Origin of the sequence: Sulfuricaulis sp., assembly GCF_040901545.1 — a bacterium.
Classification (GTDB): domain Bacteria; phylum Pseudomonadota; class Gammaproteobacteria; order Acidiferrobacterales; family Sulfurifustaceae; genus Sulfuricaulis.
Genome location: NZ_JBBDYL010000022.1, coordinates 1 through 16,967, shown reverse-complemented (window position 1 = coordinate 16,967; position 16,967 = coordinate 1). Strand labels below are relative to the sequence as shown.

25 protein-coding genes are annotated in these 16,967 nt (G+C 57.9%); 2 read left to right on the top strand and 23 right to left on the bottom strand.

Annotated features, from left to right (window positions below):
• Positions 1-68 precede the first annotated feature (68 nt).
• Positions 69-488: a hypothetical protein gene (locus WD823_RS03540; RefSeq protein ID WP_368428111.1), complete on the top strand. Its 420-nt coding sequence runs from the start codon at positions 69-71 to the stop codon at positions 486-488.
• A gap of 120 nt (positions 489-608) precedes the next feature.
• Here the strand turns inward: WD823_RS03540 and WD823_RS03535 are convergent, their stop codons facing one another.
• The 12 genes from WD823_RS03535 to WD823_RS03480 all read right to left on the bottom strand — a co-directional run bounded on the left by WD823_RS03535 (position 609) and on the right by WD823_RS03480 (position 8,146).
• Entirely contained in the window at positions 609-1,745 is a 1,137-nt protein-coding gene (locus tag WD823_RS03535) for an MFS transporter (protein WP_368428110.1), read from the bottom strand.
• Between the two features lie 76 nt (positions 1,746-1,821).
• Positions 1,822-2,118: a type II toxin-antitoxin system RelE/ParE family toxin gene (locus tag WD823_RS03530; RefSeq protein ID WP_368428109.1), complete on the bottom strand. Its 297-nt coding sequence runs from the start codon at positions 2,116-2,118 to the stop codon at positions 1,822-1,824.
• 14 nt (positions 2,119-2,132) lie between these two features.
• Entirely contained in the window at positions 2,133-2,393 is a 261-nt protein-coding gene (locus tag WD823_RS03525) for a type II toxin-antitoxin system Phd/YefM family antitoxin (protein ID WP_368428108.1), read from the bottom strand.
• Positions 2,394-2,552: 159 nt separating this feature from the next.
• Complete coding sequence (locus tag WD823_RS03520) at positions 2,553-3,152, bottom strand: YceI family protein (protein ID WP_368428107.1); 600 nt, start codon at positions 3,150-3,152, stop codon at positions 2,553-2,555.
• Between the two features lie 32 nt (positions 3,153-3,184).
• Entirely contained in the window at positions 3,185-3,733 is a 549-nt protein-coding gene (locus WD823_RS03515; protein ID WP_368428106.1) for a YceI family protein, read from the bottom strand.
• Positions 3,730-4,293, bottom strand: coding sequence for a cytochrome b (locus WD823_RS03510; protein WP_368428105.1), 564 nt, complete (start codon positions 4,291-4,293; stop codon positions 3,730-3,732). The genes WD823_RS03515 and WD823_RS03510 overlap by 4 nt, the downstream gene beginning before the upstream one ends.
• Positions 4,294-4,448: 155 nt before the next feature.
• On the bottom strand, positions 4,449-4,859 hold the full coding sequence (locus tag WD823_RS03505; RefSeq protein WP_368428104.1) for a hypothetical protein: 411 nt from the start codon (positions 4,857-4,859) through the stop codon (positions 4,449-4,451).
• Positions 4,860-5,111: 252 nt separating this feature from the next.
• On the bottom strand, positions 5,112-5,357 hold the full coding sequence (locus WD823_RS03500) for a DUF2442 domain-containing protein (RefSeq protein ID WP_368428103.1): 246 nt from the start codon (positions 5,355-5,357) through the stop codon (positions 5,112-5,114).
• The gene (locus WD823_RS03495; RefSeq protein ID WP_368428102.1) at positions 5,338-5,574 is read right to left on the bottom strand and encodes a DUF4160 domain-containing protein; all 237 of its coding nucleotides are present in this window, start codon (positions 5,572-5,574) and stop codon (positions 5,338-5,340) included. The genes WD823_RS03500 and WD823_RS03495 overlap by 20 nt, the downstream gene beginning before the upstream one ends.
• Before the next feature lie 313 nt (positions 5,575-5,887).
• Positions 5,888-6,718, bottom strand: coding sequence for an extracellular solute-binding protein (locus WD823_RS03490; RefSeq protein ID WP_368428101.1), 831 nt, complete (start codon positions 6,716-6,718; stop codon positions 5,888-5,890).
• Positions 6,667-7,449: a phosphate ABC transporter ATP-binding protein gene (locus WD823_RS03485; RefSeq protein WP_368428100.1), complete on the bottom strand. Its 783-nt coding sequence runs from the start codon at positions 7,447-7,449 to the stop codon at positions 6,667-6,669. Before WD823_RS03485 ends, WD823_RS03490 begins: the two co-directional genes overlap by 52 nt.
• Positions 7,442-8,146: an ABC transporter permease gene (locus WD823_RS03480; RefSeq protein ID WP_368428099.1), complete on the bottom strand. Its 705-nt coding sequence runs from the start codon at positions 8,144-8,146 to the stop codon at positions 7,442-7,444. The genes WD823_RS03485 and WD823_RS03480 overlap by 8 nt, the downstream gene beginning before the upstream one ends.
• Before the next feature lie 115 nt (positions 8,147-8,261).
• Here WD823_RS03480 and WD823_RS03475 point away from each other — a divergent pair, with 115 nt between their 5' ends.
• Positions 8,262-9,338, top strand: a complete 1,077-nt coding sequence (locus WD823_RS03475; protein WP_368428098.1) for a substrate-binding domain-containing protein — start codon at positions 8,262-8,264, stop codon at positions 9,336-9,338.
• 104 nt (positions 9,339-9,442) lie between these two features.
• On the opposite strand, the gene WD823_RS03470 is transcribed toward WD823_RS03475, so the two are convergent.
• From WD823_RS03470 to WD823_RS03420, 11 genes are all read right to left on the bottom strand, one after another.
• The gene (locus tag WD823_RS03470) at positions 9,443-10,135 is read right to left on the bottom strand and encodes a hypothetical protein (RefSeq protein WP_368428097.1); all 693 of its coding nucleotides are present in this window, start codon (positions 10,133-10,135) and stop codon (positions 9,443-9,445) included.
• Positions 10,136-10,319: 184 nt separating this feature from the next.
• A complete protein-coding gene (locus tag WD823_RS03465) occupies positions 10,320-11,453 on the bottom strand; it encodes a mandelate racemase/muconate lactonizing enzyme family protein (protein ID WP_368428096.1) in 1,134 nt (377 codons plus the stop codon).
• A 185-nt stretch (positions 11,454-11,638) separates the two neighbouring features.
• Positions 11,639-12,049, bottom strand: a complete 411-nt coding sequence (locus WD823_RS03460; RefSeq protein WP_368428095.1) for a DoxX family protein — start codon at positions 12,047-12,049, stop codon at positions 11,639-11,641.
• Positions 12,050-12,189: 140 nt separating this feature from the next.
• Positions 12,190-12,564 carry a VOC family protein gene (locus tag WD823_RS03455; RefSeq protein WP_368428094.1) on the bottom strand — a complete coding sequence of 125 codons (375 nt, stop codon included), beginning with the start codon at positions 12,562-12,564 and terminating at the stop codon, positions 12,190-12,192.
• Positions 12,565-12,593: 29 nt separating this feature from the next.
• Complete coding sequence (locus WD823_RS03450) at positions 12,594-13,418, bottom strand: class I SAM-dependent methyltransferase (protein ID WP_368428093.1); 825 nt, start codon at positions 13,416-13,418, stop codon at positions 12,594-12,596.
• An 86-nt stretch (positions 13,419-13,504) separates the two neighbouring features.
• Positions 13,505-14,650, bottom strand: coding sequence for an alpha-hydroxy acid oxidase (locus tag WD823_RS03445; RefSeq protein ID WP_368428092.1), 1,146 nt, complete (start codon positions 14,648-14,650; stop codon positions 13,505-13,507).
• Positions 14,651-14,752: 102 nt separating this feature from the next.
• Complete coding sequence (locus tag WD823_RS03440; protein WP_368428091.1) at positions 14,753-15,091, bottom strand: hypothetical protein; 339 nt, start codon at positions 15,089-15,091, stop codon at positions 14,753-14,755.
• Positions 15,092-15,150: 59 nt separating this feature from the next.
• Complete coding sequence (locus WD823_RS03435; RefSeq protein WP_368428090.1) at positions 15,151-15,420, bottom strand: type II toxin-antitoxin system RelE/ParE family toxin; 270 nt, start codon at positions 15,418-15,420, stop codon at positions 15,151-15,153.
• The gene (locus WD823_RS03430; RefSeq protein WP_368428089.1) at positions 15,407-15,640 is read right to left on the bottom strand and encodes a ribbon-helix-helix domain-containing protein; all 234 of its coding nucleotides are present in this window, start codon (positions 15,638-15,640) and stop codon (positions 15,407-15,409) included. The genes WD823_RS03435 and WD823_RS03430 overlap by 14 nt, the downstream gene beginning before the upstream one ends.
• A gap of 116 nt (positions 15,641-15,756) precedes the next feature.
• Positions 15,757-16,203, bottom strand: coding sequence for an SRPBCC family protein (locus tag WD823_RS03425; RefSeq protein ID WP_368428088.1), 447 nt, complete (start codon positions 16,201-16,203; stop codon positions 15,757-15,759).
• An 84-nt stretch (positions 16,204-16,287) separates the two neighbouring features.
• Positions 16,288-16,767, bottom strand: coding sequence for a HugZ family protein (locus tag WD823_RS03420; protein ID WP_368428087.1), 480 nt, complete (start codon positions 16,765-16,767; stop codon positions 16,288-16,290).
• Positions 16,768-16,967 lie beyond the last annotated feature (200 nt).

The window sequence follows — 16,967 nt, the reverse complement described above, 5'->3', positions numbered from 1 at the left end:
CAAGAACCTTCCTGTTTGCTACGCTCTAAGGTATGGCTAGGGCGTGTCCGTGACACCAGAGGAATCGTATGAACTTTAAGGAATTGTTGGCGCAGCTCGAAGAGCGTTTGGGATATCACCAGTTTCCGGTGAACCCGGCGGCGACCAATATTAAAAACGTTTTCGAAGGCAGCCCGCTGCATCACGATGTGATGACAGGTCTGATGCGCGCGATTTACGTCTCGAACGCCTGCCACCGGCTGACCGATGCGGTGACTCTGGACAGAACGCTCCAGGCGCTAACCCCGATCCGCCAAGAATCATTGCGCGCTTCCACGGCCGATGTGGATTTGTATCGCCTGCTGGATGAGCTGGGCGTGGCTTTGAATGAAATTTTCGCCGAAAGCCGCGAACCCGAGAAAACACCCGCGCCAGCCACCCGGCGATCGGCCGTGATCATTCCGCTCGCGGCGTATCGCCGCCAGCGCCGCCTCAAGTCTTCGGCTTGATCATTGCGGCGGCACTTTGTGCCGCCGCAATGATCAGCATCACCGATGATTTTCGTTATCGACCCGGCTGCTCAAGCCGTCATGAATGCCGCGCCAATGTCTTTCGTGATCTGGCTGCTTTCAAGAACGATCATGCCGGATCAATAACCACGCCACCAGAAACGCCAGCCCCGCGCTCGCGGCGGCGATATTGAAGGTCATGGTCGGACCGAGGGTGGTCCAGGCGTGTCCGCTGTAAAAGCTTCCCACCGCCCCGCCGATTCCAAAACTCAGGCTCCCGTAGATCGCCTGACCGCGATGCCGGTGCCGACCCGTGAAAAAGCGGTGCACCAGTTGGATCGCGGTCGCATGGAAGCTCCCGAACGTGGCGGCATGCATGGCCTGCGCCAAAACCAGTACCGAAAGGTTTTCGGGAAAATGACCGACCAACAGCCAGCGCAAGGCCGCGAGCAGGAAGCTCACGATCAACACCGCGCGCAGCGACACGCGTGCGAGCAGCCGCTGCATCGACAGGAACACGCCGATCTCGCATACCACCGCGAACGCCCACAGGCTCCCGATCAAGGTTTTCGAGTAGCCGTGGTCTTCGAGATAAATGGAATAGAAGGTGTAATACGGGCCGTGGCTCATCTGCATCAGCAGGCAGGCCAGCAGAAAGGCGAACACCTCGGGACGGAGCAACACCGCGCGCAACGGTCCGGCGTGTTCGACGGCGCCTTTCATTTCCGATTCCGGCAAGCTCAGGCTGGATAGCCAGATAAACAGTATCAATGCCAGCAATGCGGGCAGTACCCACCACGGGCCGTACCCGTCAATGACCAGGCCGAGCGCCAACACCGTGACGATGAACCCGATCGAACCCCACAGGCGCACGCGCCCGTAGGCGCCCGGGCGCGCGGCCATGTGATGCATGACAAACACTTCGAGCAGCGGGAGCGAGGCGTGCCAGAAAAAACTGAACAGCGCCATGACCGCCGCGAGCCACCAGAACGATACGCCGAAAAACACGCCGCTGAACACCACGACCGCCAGGAACGAGGCGAGCCGCACCACCGCCATGCGCTGCTCGCGATGATCGGCAATCCAGCCCCAGATCACCGGCGCCACGATACGCGAGAGCATGAGGACGGCGATCAGATTGCCGATATCGACGGGAGTGAATCCGACGGATTGGAGATACAGGCTCCAATACGGCACCAGCACGCCCAAGGTGGCGAAGTAGAAAAAATAGAAACCGGAGAGGCGCCAGTAGGGCATGGAATCGGTGATGGCTGAGATTTACAAAGAGCGCAGGATCGTCACTCGGAGACGGAATACGCGGTGTTGGAATCCATCATGTGGTCCGTCCTTTCTTGATCAGACGAAACGTTTCCCGATAAATCCGCTCCCGAGGCCCGATAGTGACGATGTCGATTTGCCGGCTACCCCTGATTCTGTAGACGATGCGAAAGCGGCTGACCCGAAAACTCCATAACCCGGCAAGCTCGCCCTTTAGCGCTTTTCCAGCCTGTGGGTCGGACAGAATCGCCTGAAGGGACGACCTGATTTTTTGCTTGATATGGGGATGCAAACTCCGAATAAGCCTGACTACTACATCAGGAATCCGGAGTTTGTAAACCGGCGATTTCACAACGTCGAACTGCTTTACTTGAACAATTCTTCGAGCGTGTAAAGCTTCGCTTTCCCGGCTTTTAGCGCTGATAATCCTGCCTTGATCTCACGCATCAGCGCCGTATCCGCGCGGATGGCGATCGTCTCTTTCCAACTGTCGAACTCGTCCGGACTGACCAGCACGGCCGCCGGGCGACCGTTCTTGGTGATAACGATTTCTTCATCGCGCGAGCTGACTTTCTTCACTAAACCGCTTAGTTTTGTTTTGGCTTCCGACAGGGGCAAAGTTTTCACGACAGGGCTCGCATCAGGTTGGTCAGAATTACGACTAACTTAGCATTCCGACGATACGCTGTCAATAAACCATCCGATCGTCACGGCGATCCGCGACCCAGCCCCACATCGACTTTGCCGTGGAATTTCAGTTATTCGCGATGCAACCGCCGAGGCGTCTTAGCGCTTGTGCGCCTCGACCTGGATCAGCAGTTTCACGTCGCCACCGATCATGGACGGGTACATCGAGATGCCGAAGTCGGCGCGCTTGATTGTGGTTTCAGCGTTCGCTCCGCAGACCTCGGTGCCGATGACTGGAAACTTGCCGCAGCGAAACGAGGTGACGGACAGCGTTACCGGTCGTGTCACCCCGCGCAGCGTCAGATCGCCGTCCACAGCGGTCAAGGCATCGCCCTCGAAGCGCAGTTTGTTGGATCTGAAAGTGATATCCGGAAAGGTCGTCGTGTCGAGAAAATCCGGTTTGCGCAGACGCGCTTCCAGTCGGACATCCCCCGTATCGATCGAATCGGCGTCGATGGTGAGCTGAATCGAACCGCTGCGCGCGGCGCGGTTTAACGTAATCCAGCCGCTGGTCTTGTTGAAACGACCGCGGTGCGTCGACCATCCCAGGTGGCTGATTTCGAAGCTCGGGAAAGTGTGCCCCGGGTCTATAGCGTAAATCTCCTCCCCGGGCGCGGCCGGTGGCATGGGTGTTTCCGGTACCGAGGCGCAGGAAGCGAGGAGCAGGATTACGCACAACATGGTAAGGCGCGCGTTCATGGATACTCTCCTGAAAGTTTGTGGTGACAAAGTCATTGTGGCGCGGCGATCAGGCGGAAACGGATTTGCACTTCGTCCGCGACGACCGAGGCGTCGCGCCACTCATCCTCGCCGATGTTAAACGTCGTGCGTCGTATCGGCAGCGTGCCTTCGAAGACACGCGTGCGCCCTTCGGTTTTGAGCGTGACCGGAACCGCGACATCCAAGGTTTTGCCCTTGATGGTGAGTTTGCCGCTGACCTCGAGGCGATCCGGCGCGATCGGTTTGATCGCGCTCGAGATGAACGTCGCCTTCGGGTAGGTGCGCGTATCGAGCCAGGTCTTGGTGTTCATTTCGTAATTAAATTCCTCGTCCCCCAGATCGAGGCTGGCGACGTCAATCTCGACCGCGGCCTTGCCCGCGGCGGGACGGGCCGGATCGAATTGGATCTGGGCCGAGAACTGCTTGAATTGGCCCTTGATCGGCACGTTCATCTGTTTCGCCACGAACGAGATCGTGTCCGGATTGGCGGTCGGTGTTTGGACCCAGGCCGCCATCGCGGCGAGCGCGATCGGCACAACGGCCCAGCGAATTATTCTCACGATTCAGTTCTCCGGTAAAGGAACGGCACCATCCGCGCCAGCACTCCGTCGCGCCGGATGAAGTGATGCCCGAGCGCCGCCGCGATATGACCAATGACCAGCGCGGCCATGGTAAAGTTCAATCCGATGTGCGTGTATTTGAAGATGTCCTCATGCGCCGGGTTCGGCGTAATGAGCGGCGGTAACTCGACAAGCCCAAGATAAACCACCGGCACGCCGGCGGCGTAACTGTAGAGGTAGCCCGCCAGTGGTATCAGGAGCATCAGCCCATATAGCGTGCCATGGCTGACCTGGGCCGCGATGCGCTGCCAGCGCGGCATCGGAGGCAGCGGCGGTGGGCGATGCGTCAAGCGCCACAGGACGCGTAGGCACACGAAAAAGAATATCGTCACGCCGATCCACTTGTGCCAGGAGAAATAGCGCAGCTTGGTAGGCGTCAGGCCCGGAATATCGGTCATGATCCAGCCGAGACTGAATCCCGCGAAGATAAGCAGCGCCACCAGCCAGTGCAGGCTGATGGCGGTGAGGGTATAACGTTCGTTGATCGATGGCGCGGTCATGGCGGTCATTCCGACCGGTATTGTATCGAATCGCCTTCGGCGATGTGCAACCACGCCGTGCGTGGCGAAATAGAAAAAGTAGAACCCGGACTGACGCCATTACTGTATGCAGGGAAAAGAATCGGCGGCTGAAATTTTCCGCCGCCCGAGTCAGCTTATTTCTTGTAGATCAACCCAACGGCAATTCCCATCGCGATCATTTCCACCATACCCGCGATCGCCCAATAGACCGCGAGCGACGCCGGGATCGGGAGCACGGCATACCAGATCAGATTCATGGGAATGGCGGTCAGCAGGCCGAGATAGAACCCGAAACGCAACCCCTGACCGATGCCTTCCTTGTTGCTTTCAAATCCCTGGCTGTAAATCAGCGTGAATACCGGGGCAAAAACCAGGTATGCCAGCCAGAACAACCATGACAATGACACCATCTCGGCCTCAGGTCGCCAAACCGATGCCGTCTGCTGGTAGATACCGGCGAGCAGCACGCCGTTGACGACAAACTCCAACACCGCTAAAACGACGAAAGCCGCGGCACTCGCGTATAACCAGCGTTTAGTGTTCATGAGGCTCCTCCTTTGAGCGGTTATATTAAACCGGGTTTGCCACCGTGCCACTACTGGGTGCGCACTCAAGCGCCGCCGCAGATTATTGTCACAGATGCCTTCAGCCCCACGCTGGACGCGGGCAACCAGTAGCCCAAAGATTGCTTGGAGAATCGTCTGATGATGAGCATGTTGACGAGGCCTAACGATTCGATTGAACCGCGCGCCGTCTATTCGCGTCGGCTCGAAGGGCTTGCTATACGATAACTAAAACTAATGACTGCCGCGCAGCAGTCCAGCCACGCTTAAGTCTTCATCGATCTCCGGCCAATGGATGCCTTCACCGTCGCCCAAAAGCTCGTAATTCTTTAGTTGCTTTTTCGTGGCATTCGCCAAACGGGGAAACCATACCAGCGGGACGATCACTTTTCGCCCGTCCACCAATGACACGACCAGATCGTCGTCCGTGACCTCGACATTCTGAGCCAAGGGATGTATTTCAACTGGTAATGTACTCATTCCAAGCCTCCAGGAATATTTTCCTGTTGTCTTCGACATGCTTCTGTATCGTTCGCAACTCATGCGACGCGAACCTTTTTGAGCCTGCCAACGCAACCGGATTCAACCAAAACTTAGCAAGAAACCGCTCGCGCTGCACGTGAATATGCGGCGGTTCTCCTTTCTCATTGCTGTAGAAAAAGAAACGATAGGGTCCAATCCTGAGTATTGTCGGCATATCAATTAGTTATTGGTTATTTTTCCATGATTGCATGTCAAAACCAAGAATAGATCGTATTTTTTGCGAGTATTAGCGAAAACCATGACCTGACCCTGATTGTTCGTTAACCAGCGTTTCATGTTCATGAGGCTCCTCCTTTGAGTGGTTATATTAAACCGGGTTTGCTACCTGTCCAATCCTGTGCGCACATTCTCGGCGCCGTTACAGCATATAGTTATTGATGCTTGCAGCAACATCCCGAGCGAAACTAAGGAGAACTACACCGCTGCATGCGCCATGATCGCCAAAATGAATGCCGTAAGCGCGCGCATTAGCCGGGACTGTAGTTCGGAAAGAACAGTGGCTCGCCGTTGATCTTGTATTCGGCGATCGTTTTCTGGCCCTCGGGCGAGATGATCCAATTGATGAAAGCCTCGCCGAGCGCTTGCTTCACGTGCGGATGCCTGGCCGGATTCACCAACATGATGCCATATTGATTGAACAGGCGTTTGTCGCCTTCAACCAGGATCGCGAGTTCGCCGCGGTTCTTGAAATTCAGCCACGTGCCGCGATCCGCAAGGATGTAGGCGTTGAGCCCCGACGCGGTGTTTAGCGCCGCGCCCATGCCGGAGCCGGTTTCCTTATACCAGGAGCCCTTGTCCGCGGCGATATCGATTCCGGCGATTTTCCAGTAACGCAACTCCGCGGCATGGGTACCGCTCTTATCGGCGCGCGAAACGAACGGCGCTTTCACCGCTTTGATTTTCTTCAACGCCGACAAAACGTCGTGACGCACGGCGACCTTCGCCGGATCGGATTTCGGACCGACGATGACGAAGTCGTTGTACATCACCTCCTTGCGATCGACGCCGTACCCTTCGGCGACGAATTTCATTTCCGCCGCCTTGTCGTGCACGAACAAGACGTCCGCGTCTCCGCGCCGGCCGATCTCCAACGCCTGGCCGGTGCCGACCGCGACGACGCGCACCTGAATGCCCTTTTGTTTTTCGAACTTCGGCAGCAAATAATCGAACAGGCCCGAATTCTGCGTCGAGGTCGTGGACGCGACGGTGATGTATTTGTCTGCGGCGCCGACCGGGTGTGCCGCGATCAGCGCAAGCGCCGCGCCGGCGAGGAGGAATCGACGTCGTTGTAGAGCCATGGAAGTTCTCCTTTTATGAACGCCTCGGCTTCGGCCGAAGCGGGCGTGGTGAAAAATTGATCGACGCCGGCGTGTTCTTTGAGCTGACCCTGATACAGGAACACAACCTCATCGCCCACGCGTCTTGCTTGACCGAGATTGTGCGTGCTCATGACGATTTTCGTGCCGGCGGCGTGGATGGCGTGAATGATGCGCTCCACTTCCGCCGTCGCGCCCGGGTCGAGGCTGGCCGTGGGCTCGTCCAGAAAAAGCACTTCCGGTTTGAGCGCCCAGGCGCGCGCCAGCGCGAGACGTTGCTGCTCGCCACCGGAAAGCACGCGCGCCGGGCGTTTCGCCAGAGGCGCCAGCCCGACCCGCTCGAGCGCGGCCCAGCCCTGCGCTTTACGCTCGGCTGCCGCCACGCCGGCCAGCTTGAGCGCATAGGTAATGTTGCCGAGCGCCGAGCGGCGCAACATCATCTGGCGTTGAAACACCATCGCCTGGCGGCGACGCTCGCCGGGCCGTTCGGGAACATTCCATGAAAGCCGGCCCGAGGTCGGCGCCAGGAGCCCGTGACACAGCCGCATCAACACGCTTTTGCCCGCGCCGTTCGGGCCGAGGATGATGGTTCGCGGACCGGCTTCGATCGTGAGGGAAACGCGATCGATGATCGCGTGGCCGTTGACCGCGAAGCTTACTTTTGCCAGGCGCAGCGGAAGAATGGAGTTCGCAACCGGAATCACGTCAGCCATAGCGCCGCTCGGCCAGTTGTTTGAGCGATTGCGCCGCGGCGTTGAGCAGCAAAACCAGGGTCACGAGAATCATGCCCAGGCTCAAGGCCAGCGGCAAATCGCCTTTGCTGGTCTCGAGCGCGATGGTCGTGGTCATGACGCGCGTGACGCCGTCGATGTTGCCGCCGACGATGATTACCGCGCCGACTTCGGCGGCGGCCCGGCCAAGGCCGGCAAGCACGGCCGTGATCAGTGAAAAACGAATGTCCCAAACCAGCGTCAGCGCCGCGGTCCAGCCGCGCGCGCCAAGCGACGTCAGCTGCTCGCGGTACTCATTCCACGCGTCCTCCACCGCCTGCCGCGTGAGCGCGGCGATGATCGGGAAAATCAGCACCGTCTGCGCCATGATCATCGCCTCCGGCGTGAACAAAATCCCGAAGGGCCCGAGCGGACCCGCGCGCGACAACAGCAGATACACCAACAGACCGACCACGACCGGCGGCAGCCCCATCAGGGCATTCAACATGACGACCAGCGTTTGTCGACCCGGGAACTTCGCCACCGCCAAGCCCGCCCCGACCGGCAAACCGAGAATGGTCGCGATCGCCACCGCGCTCAGACTCACCCGCAGGCTGAGCGCGACGATCTCGATCAGCTTGTCATCGAGCGTGCCGATCAGCCGGATTGCCTGACTGAATGCCTCTGAAATCACGTCCATGGAAACGCCCTCATGCCCAGATAGCGCCCGGTTGGCGATCGGGATATCATGCGAAATATTGCTTATAAATGCCCAAGAGCCGGCAAAGATACGGGATTCGAGCCAGGTGCCAAATATGTCAAGTTCTGCAACTATCAAGCTGGTCCCCGAGTTGGTGTGGGGACTCTCCGATGGCGGGGTAACAGCCTTGGATAGGCGGGTGCTGCGGCTGCTTGCCGGCGTTAAAACCCACGCGACGCTGCGCGCCGCCGCCCAAGAGGCAGGTTTGTCGTATCGGGTAGCCTGGGGTCTGATCGTCGATACCGGACGCCTTCTCGGAGTTCCGCTGGTGGATCTGCGACAAGGCCGGGGTGCGCAACTGACTGAGGCGGGCGAGCAGATTTTAGCGGCGAACGCGCGCGCCATGCAGCGCCTGGGCAATGGCGTGTTCGCGCTCGAGCTGGCGCCGGCGCACAAGGCCGGCAGACCGGGGCGGGCGCGCGCCCGGCTGTCGCTGGCGGCCAGCCACGATATGTTGCTCGCTGCCTTTTGCGAACAGTGGGGCAAACCGGAAGGCATCATCCATGACGTCGCGTTCCGGGGCAGCATTGAAAGCCTGAAGGCGTTTGCCCGCAACGAGGCCGATATCGCCGGGTTTCACGCGGTGGCGCCCTCGGACAAGGGGTTCGTCACGGGGTTCAGGCGCACGCTCGACCCGCGCCGCGACGCTCTCATCCGCTTTGCCGAACGCGAACAAGGGCTGATTGTGCAAAAAGGCAACCCGAAACGGCTGAGCTCGATCGCTGACGTCGCGAATCAGCAAGCCCGTTTCGTAAACCGCCAGCGCGGTTCCGGGACCCGGCTGGTGATCGATCAACTTCTGCGCCAAGCGGGACTTGGACCGGCTTCGATCCGGGGTTACGAAACCGAGGAGTACACGCACTTGGCGGTCGCGGCCACGATCGCCGCCGGCCAGGCCGAGGCCGGCTTCGGCCTAAAGGCGGCCGCCGCCCGGCTGGAACTCGATTTCGTGCCGCTGCGTAAAGAAATCTACTGGCTCGCCGTGCGGTCACGCCGGCTCGACAGCGATTTGGTTCGACGCCTGCGCGCAGGGCTTGCGGGCGAACCCCTGCGTCGTGCCCTCGGAAACCTGGCCGGCTATTCGATCGAGAATGCCGGCGCCGTGGTCGAACTCGCCGCCACCGTTGGCTGACGATCAACCGACGTTACATCCCGTGACCCACGCAGCAGTATATCCGCTCTGCCGACGCAGCCCGGCAGCGTGGTTCGCCCACTCGGGAGCGGCAACGAGTCAGCTCATGAGGCATGTGGCCCTGATTCTTGTGGCGCCAACAATAGGGTCCCATAAAGCATAATACTTTCTCCCGACATCTCGAGCAGCTCTTCGAGGGCGACTTCCGCTTGATAAAGCAAGGGAGTTGATCCGCTGCGCAAGAATTGAAAGCTTATAATTTCTAAACCAACGACTCCGATTAGGAAGAGCCCCATGCCCACCGCTAAAATGGAGGTCGCGCTCCGATAACGTTTCCACATCGCCATGAGATCGCGATAGGTAGCGAAGCACAGGGAGACGCCGACTAATATGTAAATGAAGACCCATACTCCATGATCACCCTTAAACCGCGGCACCCATGCAATGGGTGTCAGCACGTGGGTGATCTTTTCATGGATTGCAGCGGCTTCATCCACCGACAGAAAAATGAATCCTGCCCCGACTATCAGGAAAAACAAGGAGGAAGGTCGATAATCCGGATCCGACTGGCGTCCTTTCAGAAAAAAAACCAGGCCGATGAGAAACAGTTGAACGGAGGAAAACCAGGCAGGGATATTGCCTTCGCCATCCAAATCGAACAAAACGTGGATGGTCCATTTAGGCTGGCCGAGTAACGTATCGGCAACAAAGATTGCGACCAGAAAGATTTCGATGAGGATTAAGCCAAAGAGCAGATGTTTGGCGTCCCGAGCAGTAAAGTAAAAATGCAAACCCATCGCAACACATCTCCTTTTGCTATTCGGCCTCAAATCGCGCTGGTTCGGCGAGCGAAATCGGAACAAAACGGTGACGTAACGAGGCCTCGTCCATGGCCCGGGCATCCCCCGCTCCTTCGCTTGAGCCGGGCTTTTATCATTAGTTTAGGCGAGCTGGGCGGAAGCGCTTGCCCATGCCACCACGTCATAGAATCTGTTCGCCAAACTTTTTCAGTGCGGCTTCGGAAAGCTTGAGGCCGAGTCCGGGGGCTTCCTTGAGTGTGAGCCGCCCGTTGGCGATCCGGGGTGGATCCTCGAACAGTTCCGCCTGCAGCGGATCGCGCTCCGGGTCGGTAAAGGATTCGACGATGCAACCCGCGGGACTGGCCGCGACGATGTGCGCGTGAATGAAACAGTCGTGGTGCGGGGCCACCTGCACGTGATTGAATTCGCACAACGCGGCGAGCTTGCGCCCTTCGGTGAAGCCGCCCATCATGGTGCAATCGAACTGGAGAATCTGGATCGCCTGTTCTTCCAGCAGCGCCCGGCAGCCGTAGCTGGTGAGTTCACTCTCGCCGGCGGAGAGCGGGATGCGCGTATGCCGCGCGAGGAGCTTCAATTCGCGGCGATCATCCGCCCAGCGTACCGGCTCCTCCAGCCAGCGCGGACGCAACGGCTCCAGCAGGCGCGCGCCTTCGATGGCGGTCGCGAGGTCCCAGCCGCGGTTCACGTCGATCATCAACTCCTTGTCGTCGCCGATGACTTCCCGCACCAGCGCCATCCGTTCGATGTCCTCCTTGAGCGGGAGGCCGCCGACCTTGCCCTTGAAGCCGGTGTGGCCCTGGGCTTTCAGCATCTGCATCTCGTCACGCAGTTCGGCCATGTCCTTGCCGTCGCGATAGTAGGCGCAGGTGACATAGCATGGGACTTCGTTCCGGTAGCCGCCGAACAATCGGTATAGCGGCAGTCCGGCCACTTTGCCGACGATGTCCCAGGCGGCGATATCCATGGCAGCCGAGATGCGCACGATCGCCTCGCGCGTCCAGCCTTTCTCGCTTGCGATCCGCTGCGACGTGAGCGCAAAAAGTTTCTGGTAGAGGCGCTCGGGCGCGAGCGGATCGGCGCCGACCACGAGTTCCGCGATGCCGCTACGGAACGCCTTGATGGCGGCCGCGATCGGGGTGTAGCTGGTGGCGATCCCGACGCCCTCGACGCCCTCGTCGGTGTGCATGCGCACCAGGATCTCGTTCGCCCGGGGCACGATGAAATTGCTGACCCAATGCGGCCGCCCGGTGTCGGGCGCGCGCAGGATGTAAATATCGAGTTTAGTGATTTTCATATTGGTGACTTCTGGCGCGAATGCAATGGGGGCAGATTTGATTGATCATATCAGTCCAGTTAGTTCAGTTCTCGAATTTAGTCGTTGAATAAATTGAGTCAGACCCTGCTGGATAGTTATCAGCCGCCGCTCTGGAGCGTAGCCAAAGGTGTAATGGTAGAGGGTCGGTCGGATGCATGTCGTTGTCAGGCATTGCCGCTCAACCGCCTGCCTGCACGCACACGGTCAATACTCCATGCACCTGCACCTGCAACTGACAGATATAAAAACACGAAGGAATACAACGCGGCCAACTCGCCTCCATTCAAAATTGGCCAAAATCCTTTAGGCGCATGCGCGATGAAATATGCGAACACCATTAGCCCGGAAAGTAAGAACGACGTTGGGCGGGTGAACAGTCCGATTACAATTAGAAAACCACCAATTAGCTCTAGCGAGCCGGCGATACCAGTCAGTGAGAATAGATCAAACTCATGACGTTGTGGAGCAGGGAACCCAAATATTTTCTGGCCTCCGTGCTGCATAAACAGAAAGCCCGTTACGAACCGCATGATGCTTAATATGCGAGGTCTCCAAGTATCTAGCAGATGTTCCATCTTCTTTCTCCAAATCAAGTTAAATTCATTGTCTGGTAAATCTTTAAGTACCGATATTTGAATTACAGCAATCAGGCCCGGGGCTAGAAATGTCTCATCTATCTTTCTCTACATCGATTGAATTAATCTGCGTGGATGGTTTATTTCATTGAGTGGAGACCAATCATGTTGCCCTCGGTGTCATACACCAAAGAGATAAAACCGTATTCTCCGATTGGCATTTTGGAGCGCTGAATACGCCCGCCTGATTTCGTGACACGGCTTGCTTCGACCGAACAATCCAGGCAATGGAAGTAAACGATAGTGCTGTTGCTGCCAGAGGGAAACCCCTTCATTTTGACCAGCGCCCCGGAGGCACCGTACGTATTTTGCTTCATGGGGAATGACCACAATTCCAAATCCGGGGTTGGGGCATTGAGTTTCTGCAGCGCGACGCCGAACACAGACTCGTAAAATTTCTTTGCACGAGCCATGTCTTGCACATAGATTTCAAACCAGTTAACAGGATTTTTCATAGAGTTTCTCCAGTGCGGGAAAAGACTGGTTACAGTGAGTTTTCCACGGTAACAATGTGCGCCTGGATCTTGCCGTCGACAACGCCCCGTCCGAACCGCTTGGCGATTGCCTCCGCCGCGATGTCGGTGGCTTCGCCAAGCCGCGCGGCATCGCGGGCTTCGATCTCATTTCTTAGCGGTGTCCCCTGACAGTACGCGATCGCTGGATCCCGGGGGGATGGCGCCCGGCTGCGCGCCGCGAGTGTGTCGATTCGGGGAGTGGCACGGAAACCACCGTTTGCCAGGTCGCGCTCAATAATGCGATGGTCGTGATAACCGTGGGGCGTGCGCGCCAAGAAGCGCGGCGGGTCCTGAGGAAAAAAGGATTCCAGCGCGTTCGTCACGGTATCCGCGAATTCGTTTTCCGCGATCCGGTCCCACACGCTGAAAATGAAAACGCCTCCCGGGTTGAGAACCCGGAGCGCCTCCGAAAACGCTTGGGACTTTTCCGGGAAGAACATGACTCCGAACTGGCACACAACGGCGTCAAACGTTCCATCCGCGAACGGTAGCTGCATGGCGTCCGCTTGACGCCATTCGACCGTGCGCTTCGTTCCCACCGCGGAAGCTTGGTCGAGCATGGCCTGATTCAAATCCGTCGCGACGATGGAGACATTCGCAGGCAGCACGGATGCCAAAACACGCGTCGCTACTCCCGTGCCGGCGGCAATTTCAAGTACCCGGGAAAGTGATCTTGTGCGTAGCCGATCCGCCAAGTCCGCCGCATAGGGCTCAAAGATCAGGGGAACCAGATATTGCTCGTAGAGTTTTGGAATTGATCCAGTAAAGACTTTGTCGGTATTGGGATTACTCAAAGTGATTATCCCGGGATCGATACAAGTGCGCTTTATTATTACACGACCTAAATGTCGCTTACACGAGCGGCACGACCGTCAAACAATTACCGATACCGCAGGTTGTCGCGTGCGAGCTGAGTGATTGAAGTGCATCCCATTAGTTTCATTCCCCGCTCGATCTCCGCCCGCATCTGGCCCAGCGCCCGCTCAACACCACGCTGACCCGCCGCCGCCAGCGGGAAGAGATAGTAGCGTCCGACTCCCACGGCTTTGGCGCCGACCGAAAGCGCCTTCAGGACGTGAGTTCCGCGTTGGATGCCGCCATCCATCATCACATCGATCCGGTCACCCACGGCATCCACGATTTCTGCCAGCTGATCGAACGGAGCCCGCGAACCGTCCAGTTGCCGGCCGCCGTGATTGGACAGAATAATGCCCGTGCAGCCGATCTCGATGGCGCGCCTGGCATCGGCCACTGACATGAGCCCCTTCAGACAGAATTGCCCGTTCCAATCCCGGACCAGCTCGGCCACGTTATCCCAGGTCATGGATGGGTCCAGCATCTCGGTGAAGTAGCGCTCGATCGACACTGTCCTTCCGCCCATGTCGACGTGTTCGTCCAGTTGGGGCAGTTTGAAACCCTCGTGGGTGAGGTAGTTCAGGGCCCACATCGGTTTGATCGCGAATTGAAGCATTCCGGCGAGGGTAAGCCGAAACGGAATCGTAAATCCGGTGCGCAAATCCCGCTCGCGGTTTCCACCGGTGATGCTGTCCACCGTCAGCGCCATTACCTCGACACCGGCCTCTTTGGCGCGTTGAATCATGGCGCGATTGAGGCCGCGATCCTTGTGAAAATAGAACTGATACATTTGCGGCGTGGCGTATGTCTGCCGCAACTCCTCCATGCTGACCGTGCCGAGCGAGGATACGCCGAACATCGTCCCGTACTGGGATGCGGCCGCCGCCACCGCGCGCTCGCCCTGATGGTGAAATAAACGTTGGAGCGCGGTCGGGGAGCAATAAAAGGGCAATGCAAGCTTCTGCCCCATCACGGTCACCGAAAGATCGACGGTCTCGACCCCGCGCAAGACATTGGGTACTAGATCGCAGCGCTCGAAGCTTGCCGTGTTTCGGCGATACGTCACTTCGTCGTCGGCCGCGCCGTCGATGTAATCGAAAATCGGGCCCGGCAGCCGCCGCCGGGCCAATTCCCGGAAGTCATGGAAGTTATGGCAGTGTTGTAAGCGCATATGCGTGAGAGATGTCTACAGTGATTTTTCCTTATAATTCTTCTTGAGCCGAATTTTTTTAATCCATTAGGACACTTCCACCTGCGAAAGGGACAATTCCACTCACCCGATAAACGATGCCACGGCCGCGACGATCGCGATGACGGAAACGGCGACAGCAACGACACTCAGGATTCGGGTCTTCTTCCGCGCGGCCGCCACACTGAGTGCGGCCTGGTCCAATGCCGTGACCATCTGCTTCAGTTGCGCGGCGAGCTCTTTGATTTGCTCCGCGTTATTGGACGACGCCGTTTGAAGCTCGGCGATCTGTTGGTTGAGTAGCTCCGCTTGATTCGTTACGGCCTCGATCTTCTTGCGGGTGAACGCCGGCTTCACCACGTCAATAATCGTGTCGAGGTTGGCGAGCACCAGTTTTCCGACTGCGAGCCAAGGAAGGGCCATTGATGTCCTTTAACGTTTGAACTCAGCCGCCGACGAAATCCGCCGGCCGGAGTGAGCAATTAGAAGGCTCCACGATAGACATCTTTTCGGTGCCCCACCTTGACGATATAGACCACGAGCTTTTCATCCTCTACCGCATATACGATTCGATAAACTCCCTGGCGAATACGGTACCGGTCGTGACCTGTAAGCTTCTCGGAACCGTTTGGTCTTGGGTCGGTGGCTAAATTTTGAATGCGGCGTACGATCTGCTGGCGGATTTTCTTGTGCGGGATGGCCTCGATTTCTTTTACTGCGGAAGATTTGATGAAGACTTTATATTTTCCCACGCCGTTTCAGATCCTTCACGACGTCTTCAAAGGGTAAATTTGCCTCTCGTGAGCGCTGCTTGAATGCAGCGAGGTCTTCCGCGTCATCCGCCAGGCTGAGCTGCACAGCCTCATTGACCAAGTCGGATAAAGTGCGATCCATTTCCGCTGCCTTTAACCGAAGAGCGCGATGAAGCTCAGAATCGAAATAAACGGTTGCTCGTTTGGGATTGGCACCCATGCATACAACTTTAGCGTCTTAACGCTATAACGTCAAGCAGCTGGCTGATAGACCCTCCAACTCAGGGTTGAGGGGCCGGCGCCAGCGGGGTGCGGCCGACCTTAATTCTGCCGGCGCTAATCTGGAATCTCGGCCTCGACAAGTTTCCCCAGAAGAATAAGCGATTCCTGCCAGCCGAGATAGCAAGCCTCGGGAGGAATGACATCGGGCACTCCTTCTTGAACAATGTTCACCTCCGTGCCTACGGATACCTTCTTCAAGGTTATCGTCACCTGCATTTCCCCCGGCAGATTCGGGTCGTCGAATTTGTCCGTGTAGCGGAGCCGTTCGCCCGGCACCAATTCGAGATACTTTCCGCCGAACGAGTGGCTATGTCCGGTGGTGAAATTCGTGAACGACATCTTGTGGGTGCCGCCGACCTTGGCATCCAGGTGGTGAACCTTGCCGGTGAATCCATTTGGCGGAAGCCATTTGGCCATCGCGTCAGGAATCAGGAAGGCCCGATAGACTCTCTCAGGCGGTGCGCGGAGCACGCGATGAAGCCGGATGGTATTTGTAGACATAATTTCGTTTCCTTTTATTGCTGGGGACAAGCTAGAGGGCTGCCCGCCAACGGTCAAGCGCCTGTGCGCGAAACCGAAACATTCTCATGAACTGGCACTCATGATGGCAGCAAATCGCTCAGCAGTGACTGAGCTGGCTTGCGCGAAACCGCCCACGAACCGCGCCGAGCGTACTGCGACGACGAAGAGCGAGAAGTCTGCGAAGGCGAACATCTCTTCGCTCTGAGGGAACCGAGACACGTACGACAGCCTGGCTTGCAAGTACTCTGTTGCGTGGCTCAAGCACTGAGAGGCGTGGCCTTGGATGCTGATTCGGGGAAGCGCCTGCGGCGGAGTTGCTGACGCGGGCGATGCGATAACCAGTAAACCGACTGCCGGATTGGCAAGCATGTCCTTGGTGTGTGTTGCCAGCTGACTAACATGGATGACCAGACCTTGGCCCTGGGGAAGCAGCGCGAAGGGGACCATGGACACGGCCGGATCACCCTCGTGCAGCGTACCGAGAGAGGCCACCTGCTGGCTTTCTAGGAGTGACCTGATTGCAGTCGCTTGGGATGATTCCATGAGCGTTGGCACATGTGGTGGCGTGAGGGTGTCTTGGTGTTGTCTAACGTCCGCGTTAACTGGCCGGCGCAGCGCGAAGCGCGGAGCGCACCCACCAGCAAGGCTGGTGGGCGGTCCGGTTCAACGCGTTGTTAGACCACTCACAGGTACGGTCCAGACACATAGGTAACACTTTAGTCCGGGGACATGGGTGACAGTTG